Source organism: Alteromonas sp. MmMcT2-5 (genome assembly GCF_022348315.1).
GTDB classification, from domain to species: Bacteria; Pseudomonadota; Gammaproteobacteria; order Enterobacterales; family Alteromonadaceae; genus Alteromonas; species Alteromonas macleodii.
On sequence record NZ_JAKRFB010000099.1, the window covers coordinates 1 to 8,153 of the forward strand.

At 51.9% G+C, this 8,153-nt stretch carries 5 protein-coding genes; 4 read left to right on the plus strand and 1 reads right to left on the minus strand.

The features are described from left to right. Positions 1 to 284 precede the first annotated feature (284 nt). A complete protein-coding gene (locus tag MHN09_RS20655) occupies positions 285 to 1,826 on the plus strand; it encodes a transposase (protein ID WP_239241797.1) in 1,542 nt (513 codons plus the stop codon). Here MHN09_RS20655 and MHN09_RS20660 read toward each other — a convergent pair. Beyond that, positions 1,782 to 2,465 (minus strand): TetR/AcrR family transcriptional regulator, encoded by a 684-nt coding sequence (locus MHN09_RS20660; RefSeq protein WP_218313293.1) that lies wholly within the window; start codon positions 2,463 to 2,465, stop codon positions 1,782 to 1,784. The two genes, MHN09_RS20655 and MHN09_RS20660, sit on opposite strands and share 45 nt — an antisense overlap. Before the next feature lie 320 nt (positions 2,466 to 2,785). Between MHN09_RS20660 and MHN09_RS20665 the strand changes: the two genes are divergently transcribed. The 3 genes from MHN09_RS20665 (at position 2,786) to MHN09_RS20675 (ending at position 8,137) form a co-directional block, all read left to right on the plus strand. Next, positions 2,786 to 5,101, plus strand: coding sequence for a TonB-dependent receptor (locus MHN09_RS20665; RefSeq protein WP_239241798.1), 2,316 nt, complete (start codon positions 2,786 to 2,788; stop codon positions 5,099 to 5,101). 24 nt (positions 5,102 to 5,125) lie between these two features. Beyond that, entirely contained in the window at positions 5,126 to 6,445 is a 1,320-nt protein-coding gene (locus tag MHN09_RS20670) for a hypothetical protein (protein WP_239241799.1), read from the plus strand. 591 nt (positions 6,446 to 7,036) lie between these two features. Continuing rightward, positions 7,037 to 8,137 carry a transposase gene (locus tag MHN09_RS20675; RefSeq protein WP_274608700.1) on the plus strand — a complete coding sequence of 367 codons (1,101 nt, stop codon included), beginning with the start codon at positions 7,037 to 7,039 and terminating at the stop codon, positions 8,135 to 8,137. Positions 8,138 to 8,153 lie beyond the last annotated feature (16 nt).

Here is an 8,153-nt window from a genome sequence, read left to right on the forward strand (position 1 = left end):
AGGCTCCAAGCTGAAAGTAAACCACCTCCGCAGCCATTTATTGGTGTGGTCTACAGAGGATTATGTCTTTTTAGAGGGGAAAATCCCTAGAACCCCAAGGTGGATCTGAATGGAGGGCAGATAACTGATAATCTAAACAATAGCGGACTTCTTGGTACTTGCTCTCTCGGGCTGCTTTGTACGTTTTTCGGACCTTGAGACTATAAATTTCCCACCCTATTGATCAGTAGATTTACATTAAAATCATATACACACTGTGATGCCAATTCAAGATAAAGGCGCCATTGCTAGTAACTCACTCTCATACCTATAAACGACATCGTCCAGAGCAGACGTTACTGTATCAATTGGTCGAACGCCACTACCCAGAATTTCAGAAGCAGCTTTCACAAAAAGGGAAGTCGTTACCACTTCATGTGGTAAAAGAGTTTGAAGAGTTTCTTAGGTGTGGTCGGCTTGAGCATGGTTTTTTGCGTGTAGTTTGTGACGACTGCAAGCATGAGAAACTGCTGGCGTTCAGCTGCAAACGCAGGGGATTTTGCCCAAGTTGCGGTGCAAGAAGGATGGCAGAAAGTGCCAAGTTGTTAGTTGAAGATGTTCTTCACGGTTACCCTGTACGCCAATGGGTATTGAGTTTACCCATCCCGCTTCGTCTACTTCTAGCTAGGTATCCCAAACACTTAAGTAAAATCATGCAAATCATTCATCGTGCTATTTCTTGCGATATTGTGCATCGGGCTGGGTATCTTAAGAAGCAAGCAAACACAGGAGCGGTGACTTACATTCAGCGATTTGGTAGTGCACTGAATCTCAATATTCACTTTCACATGCTCTTTTTGGAAGGCGTTATCACTCAGGAGTGTGGACAGTCCAAATTCAAGTGCGTTAAAGCACCAAACCACAATGATATGGAAACCCTCGTGAATGTCATTAGCCATCGCATCGCGACCTACTTGGAGAAGGCCGGGCTCGTTCAACGGGATATGGACAACACATTTCTCGATTTACCCATGGATGACGAAGATAGTTTACTGCCCTTGCAAGCAGCCTCTGTCAATTACCGCATTGCTGTAGGACCAGATACAGGCAAAAAAGTCTTTGCCTTGCAAACCTTACCTGCCAAAGACGAACAACATTACGGTCAATTAGCTCAAATAAACGGTTTTAGCTTACACGCTGGGGTGTTTGCAGACAGCCATCAAACTGACAAACTGGAAAGGCTATGCAGATATATCTCAAGGCCAGCGTTAAGCGAGCAACGATTGAGTCTAACCGATTCAGGAAAAGTAAGATATCAACTGAAAACTCCCTATCAAGACGGTACCACACATGTCTTTTTTACTCCCTTGGATTTCATAGGCAAGCTCGCGGCACTGGTGCCAGTGCCGAGGCTAAACCTTACGAGGTTTTATGGCGTGTTTGCTCCCAATGCTAAGGTGCGTGCCGAGGTAACGGCTTCACAACGCGGTAAGAATAGCCCTCGCTTAGCAGAGCATCTGAAAGATTCAGATAAACCATACCATGCGCGAAGCATGTCGTGGGCACAAAGGTTAAAAAGAGTATTCAATATTGACATCACAGTCTGTGAGGCTTGTGAAAAAACCAACGTCAAAATTATTACTTGTATTACGGATCCGGCTGTTATCCATAAGATTTTGGCGCACCTTGACAAGCAGACTCTTCTTGAAGCAAAAAACGATTCTCTAATGCCGCCACTTCGAGCACATGTTGAGGTAAGGGCTTTCACATATCTCATTGCGGATTTCAGTACCAAAGACCAGTTATATTGCGTCTATCTTGATGACAACTACTTCACTGATTCCTGAAAAGTACCCATTTGACACACGTGCAACTGGCCTTAAATACAGCTGACACAGTGGGTAGTACATAGCGTTAATATTTCTTATACTCCCGACAATGCTATCGACTATACCGCTGATTTCCCGATCGCTCAGTTCTCTCTTGACGACGCTGGTGTGATAATGGAGCGCTCCTGCAAGAGTATCCTCGACAAACGCAAGCACTTCCCGGCTCGGCGTAAATGCGCTGATTCGCTTCAAGGGCTGATACAGCTTTTCACTGAACTGGCGACGATACTGATGCCTTATCGCAGCCAACTCGGGGTTTCGAGGCACCACCTCGAGTATCTTCACCATGGCCTGGCCTGGTGTTCCCGTAAGAAATCTGACAATACGCCCGGTGTAGTCAATGAGCACTTCGCGGGGGTCATCATCGGGGCCCATGGCAGGCAGATCATCGTGGTACATATCCTGGAATAAACTCAGAATCAGTTCCCGCTTACTACTGTAGCGCCGATATACGGTATTTCTACCGCATCCCGCGCTGGCGATGACGTCGTCCATGGTAAGGCTGTCGTAGCCTTTTTCCGCCAGCAACTCCCAAGCCGCTGCCTTGATGGCATCGCCAACCCCGGCGCTGCGTGGGCGTCCTCTAGACTGTGTCACTTTCGGGCACTCCTTTCACTTCCCGTCGAGTCATACGAATGACACTTCTTTCCAATATCATCACGTATCGTCAGAGACTCACTCTCAGGGCCTGTTCACACGAAGTCGAGGCTCAAGTTTATGACAATTCCACAATGAAGTCCCGACTGGCCAGACCGGATATTACGCCGCTGGTCCAGTGTCGCCTTCGGGACAATCCGGAAAGCCTGTTTCTTTCATGTTGTCATATTTCCTTCAAACTTCTGCAATCCAATAACGATACTATATCGCATCGTTATTGGATGCCCCCCCTTTTTTTTACTCACAACGAGGTCACAACCATGAAAAACTTGAAATGGCTCCCCGGCCCCCTGGGGTTTGCCCTTTCCGCAACAGCACTTGCCGCTACCGGTGAGCCCTCAAACACGAACACCAGTAATATAACGGAGGTGATTGTAGTAACTGCTCAGAAGAGAGAACAGGAGATCACCGATGTTCCCATGGCAATGAGCGCCTACAGCGGCGAGTTTCTGGAGAAAATCGGCGGCTCCGAGCTGAACAGGGTCGCTGAACTTACTCCCGGGTTCGTGATGCAGCTTCAGGATAGGTTCCGTCCAGGGTTTTCCATACGGGGCATCACTACCGATGATATCAACCCGGAGAGCGAACTTCGGGTCGCGATTTTCCAGGACGGCGTGGCCGTTACCCATGCCAACGCCTCTTATGGCGAGCTTTTCGATATAGACCGCATCGAAGTCGAAAAGGGGCCTCAATCCACATTGCACGGCAGATCCGCACTGAATGGCGGCGTCTCCATCTTCCAGAAGAAGCCTTTATTCGAACAGGTGTTCGAAGTCAAAGGTGGCTTGGGAGAATATGGTTATCAGCATGTTCAGGCTGTTGCCAATACACCCTTGTCGGATACTATGGCTGTCAGGTTTGGCGCATTGACGAAGGAGAAGGACGGTTTCGTGGAAGACAGCGACGGTTCGGGCAGTTTTAACGCCGTGAACGCCGAGGCCTACCGCCTGGGCGTACTTTGGGAACCAAGCGACGATCTACGCTTTCATCTTTCCACCACCTACGATCTCGATGACACCAGCGGCGGCGTACCCTTTAAATCAGGCACGTTTCTGCCGCTGGACCAGAGCACCGGCAAGGTGATCGGCGATCTGGATTTCTGGACTCCCACTCACCTTGAAACCTTTGGGGAGCTGCCAAAATCCTATTTTGAGCGTGAAATCAGGGGAGTAAGCGGAACCACTGAATACACCATTAGCGACCGGTTTACCCTCACATCAATCACCGGCTATCGATGGTTTGAATCGTGCCAGGCCGGCGACAACGACGGTACTCCCACCAATATCATCGCCTACGAACAGTGTGCCTCTGGAGAACAACTCTCCGAGGAAGTACGTGTAAACTTCACCGACATTGGTCCATTTAACGGTTTTGTTGGCGTTGGCGTGTTCGATGCCCAGAACGATATGAGCTTGGACATGGGATATGATGAGCGCGCCATGTCACTTCTGCTGACTGGCCAACTCCAGGCGTTTGCGCCCCGCGGGCTAACAAACGCGGAGATTAACAGCATGCTGGGTGACTCAGCGAACTCTCTGAAAGCATTTCACCTGGATCGACAGGTCCGCCATGCGGATATCAGAACCTATGACCTCTTTGCCGATGTCACCTCGAACCTCACCGATAATCTGGAGATTTTCATTGGGGGACGTATGACATGGGACAAGAAAGAGGTTTCGCTCCAGGGTACGACACCCTATGGCGTAAGCAGCCTGACCGGGAGCGGATTACTGTTAGGTCCCACACCAGGCAATCAAAAGTACAGCGACTCGAACAGTTCCTCTACAGCCACAGGCAGGGTCGGGCTTCGGTATGAAATTACACCCAACCTGAACTGGTATGCCGTTTACGGCCTGGGCAAACGCCCGGAAGTCGTTACCGTGAATACTAATGGCACCTCTTCACTTATCCCGACAGAGGAGCTGACGTCCATGGAGACTGGCATAAAGTTCCAGCTGCTGGATGGCCGTGTCGTCGGTGACAGCTCCATTTACTATTACGAATATGAAAACTTCCAGACCCTCGCGGCAGTCGAGGGACGACTCGTCACCGTCAACGCCGGCGAGGCGGACTCAACCGGATTTGAAGCCCAGGTTAATTACCTGGCCACTGACAGTTTGAGTTTGTTTGGCAGCTACGGCTACAACAAGGCCAGATTGCGTACCGGCGCATACAAGGACAACAGCTTCCGTAACAGCCCGGATCACATGTTTTCTGTCGGTGCCAGCTTCGAGTGGCCGCTGCAAACCGGTGTCATTGCGTTCTCACCGGTTTACAGCTGGCAGTCAAAAATGTTCTTTTTTGACGACAATGACAAAGCAATTCTTCAGCAGCGAACCCCCGCAGCATTCTCCGACACCAAGGTCGACGAATTCCAGGGTGCCTTCGGACTGTTCAGCGCCCGCCTGTCATACACCAGTGCGGATGAAGCCTGGATGGTGGCTATTGTCGGCGACAACCTGACTGACGAAAAGTACATCGTCGATGCAGGCAACATGGGTGATTATTTCGGCATTCCAACCTTTATCGCCGGCAGTCGCCAGAATGTCCGCGCCGAGTTCACTGTCAATTTCTGATCAACCCCAAAACGGAGCAATTTCATGAATATGATCAATGCCTCGCTCAAGAGCGGGATTCTTGCCTCATTTATCGCGGTATCCACCGCCGCACCCCTGTCTCTGGCGGCTTCACCGGATGATAAAACGTTCACCATCGCGGTGATTCCGGATACCCAGAACTACCTGGACTATACCCACCAGAAAGCTGAAGGGTTTCCCTTCGATGCCAACAAGCTCTTCATAGAACAGATGCAGTACATCGCGGACAACCTGGAAAGCCAGGGCGGTGACATCGCTTTCGTCACCTCCCTCGGGGATGTCTGGCAACACCAGACCTTGTCCATGGACGAAGATCACAAGGCGCGGGGATTCAAGATTGCGCCTAACCCCATTGTGGATAGCCACTTCGCTCCCACGGAAAAGGCCAAAACCGTTGAAATGCCCAAGGCCCATGAAGGCTTTTCCCTGATTGCGGGCAAAGTACCGTTTTCGGTAGCACCGGGAAATCATGACTACGACGCCATGTGGACAGATGCCAATCATCCTCCGTCTGCCAATCCCGACCCCCACGATCTAGCTACTTTGGGCATGCTGCATCCCGGAGGCCTGGACAATTTCCGGTCTGTCTTCGGCGCTAATTCGGTATTTTTCAAGGACAAACCCTGGTACGTGGAGTACAACGATGGCGGCGCCGACAGCGCTCAAATATTCGAGGCGGGAGGCTACAGGTTCCTCCATATCGCTCTCCAGTTCGATGCCCCCAACGCGTCGCTGGAATGGGCCGCCGGCGTGGTGGAGAAACACCCGGGCCTGCCAACCATTGTGTCCACGCACGACTACCTCAACACCGACGGTGAACGAAAGGCCAATCCGGTGATTGATGGTCATGTGGTGGATCCCATTCACAATAACCCCGAAATGGTATGGCAAAAGTTTATTAGCCAGCACGACCAGATTTTCCTGGTGCTTTGCGGCCATCAACTCGGCCAGGCGACCCGCATGGATAGCAATGCCCATGGCAATCCGGTCTGGCAATTACTTTCCGACTACCAGAGTCGGGCCCAAACCGCCATTGACGCCGGCGGCAAGGTCGAATCAGGCCTGGGAATCGGCATAGGAGATGGATGGATGCGCTTCATGGAGTTTGATATGAGCGGTAAGGACCCGGTCGTCCATGTCAGGACGTACTCCACCCATTACGATGTTCAAAGTACCGATCACAAGGAGTACGCGGAATGGTACAAGGATCACGAGCAACCCCATATGACCGAGGCCCAGTTTCGCTCCGGAGATGATTTCAAGCTGAAACTCAACGGCTTTTCCAAGCGTTTTGCCACCAAAGCTGCTCTCGTAAATCAATAATACTTCAGGACAGCACTCCGCCCTCGGGCGGAGTGCTTTTCCTCTTCAGCAGCTGGAAGCGCTGGCCGGGCGAATCAAGGTGTTCGACCCTCTGCTGGAGCATCACGCATTCGTGCAACAATTGCAGTCAGCGCATGGGCGTAAAAGCAGTTTTTGGGCACGCCTGTAGACTTGATGTAGTATTAAAGCCCGCTAATCGAGCATGAGTCTCATACGGATGCTCGGGTCGAAAGGGAATCCCCAGGCGAGTAACCTGTTTGCGGTGATCCATTAGCTGCAGGAGCAGAAGAGCATACATCTGGAAGCAAAGCCAGGAAAGCGGCCTATGGAGCTGTGCGGCAGCGCTCAGTAGGCAATTTTTCAAAATATTGTTAAGCCTTTTCTGAGCATGGTATTTTTCATGGTATTACCAATTAGCAGGAAAATAAGCCATTGAATATAAAAGATAAAAATGTCTTGTTTACAATAGAGTGGGAGTGACGGGCACTGGCTGGCAATGTCTAGCAACGGCAGGCATTTCGGCTGAGGGTAAAAGAACTTTCCGCTAAGCGATAGACTGTATGTAAACACAGTATTGCAAGGACGCGGAACATGCCTCATGTGGCGGCCAGGACGGCCAGGACGGCCAGCCGGGATCGGGATACTGGTCGTTACCAGAGCCACCGACCCGAGCAAACCCTTCTCTATCAGATCGTTGACGAGTATTACCCGGCATTCGCTGCGCTTATGGCAGAGCAGGGAAAGGAATTGCCGGGCTATGTGCAACGGGAATTTGAAGAATTTCTCCAATGCGGGCGGCTGGAGCATGGCTTTCTACGGGTTCGCTGCGAGTCTTGCCACGCCGAGCACCTGGTCGCTTTCAGCTGTAAGCGTCGCGGTTTCTGCCCGAGCTGTGGGGCGCGGCGGATGGCCGAAAGTGCCGCCTTGCTGGTTGATGAAGTACTGCCTGAACAACCCATGCGTCAGTGGGTGTTGAGTTTCCCGTTTCAGCTGCGTTTCCTGTTTGCCAGCCGGCCCGAGATCATGGGGCGGGTGCTGGGCATCGTTTACCGCGTCATTGCCACGCACCTGGTCAAGAAAGCGGGCCATACCCACCAAGTGGCCAAGACGGGCGCGGTCACCCTGATCCAGCGTTTTGGATCGGCGCTCAATCTGAATGTTCACTTCCACATGCTGTTTCTCGACGGTGTGTATGTCGAGCAATCCCACGGCTCAGCGCGTTTCCGCTGGGTCAAGGCGCCGACCAGCCCAGAGCTCACCCAGCTGACGCACACCATCGCCCACCGGGTGGGTCGCTATCTGGAACGGCAAGGCCTGCTGGAACGGGATGTCGAAAACAGCTATCTGGCCTCGGATGCGGTGGATGACGACCCGATGACACCCCTGCTGGGGCACTCGATCACTTACCGTATCGCTGTCGGTTCACAGGCGGGGCGAAAGGTGTTCACTTTGCAAACTCTGCCGACCAGTGGTGATCCGTTCGGTGACGGGATTGGCAAGGTAGCCGGGTTCAGCCTGCACGCCGGCGTGGCGGCCAGGGCCGATGAACGCAAGAAGCTCGAACGGCTGTGCCGGTACATCAGCCGCCCGGCGGTATCCGAGAAGCGGCTATTACGGATCCGGCTGTTATCCATAAGATTTTGGCGCACCTTGACAAGCAGACTCTTCTTGAAGCAAAAAACGATTCTCTAATGCCGCCACTTCGAGC

Excerpts from the sequence above, each read along its gene's own strand:
- MHN09_RS20665 (WP_239241798.1), top strand. The coding sequence starts at position 2,786 with ATGAAAAACTTGAAATGGCTCCCCGGCCCCCTGGGGTTTGCCCTTTCC.
- MHN09_RS20670 (WP_239241799.1), top strand. The coding sequence starts at position 5,126 with ATGAATATGATCAATGCCTCGCTCAAGAGCGGGATTCTTGCCTCATTT.
- MHN09_RS20675 (WP_274608700.1), top strand. The coding sequence starts at position 7,037 with ATGCCTCATGTGGCGGCCAGGACGGCCAGGACGGCCAGCCGGGATCGG.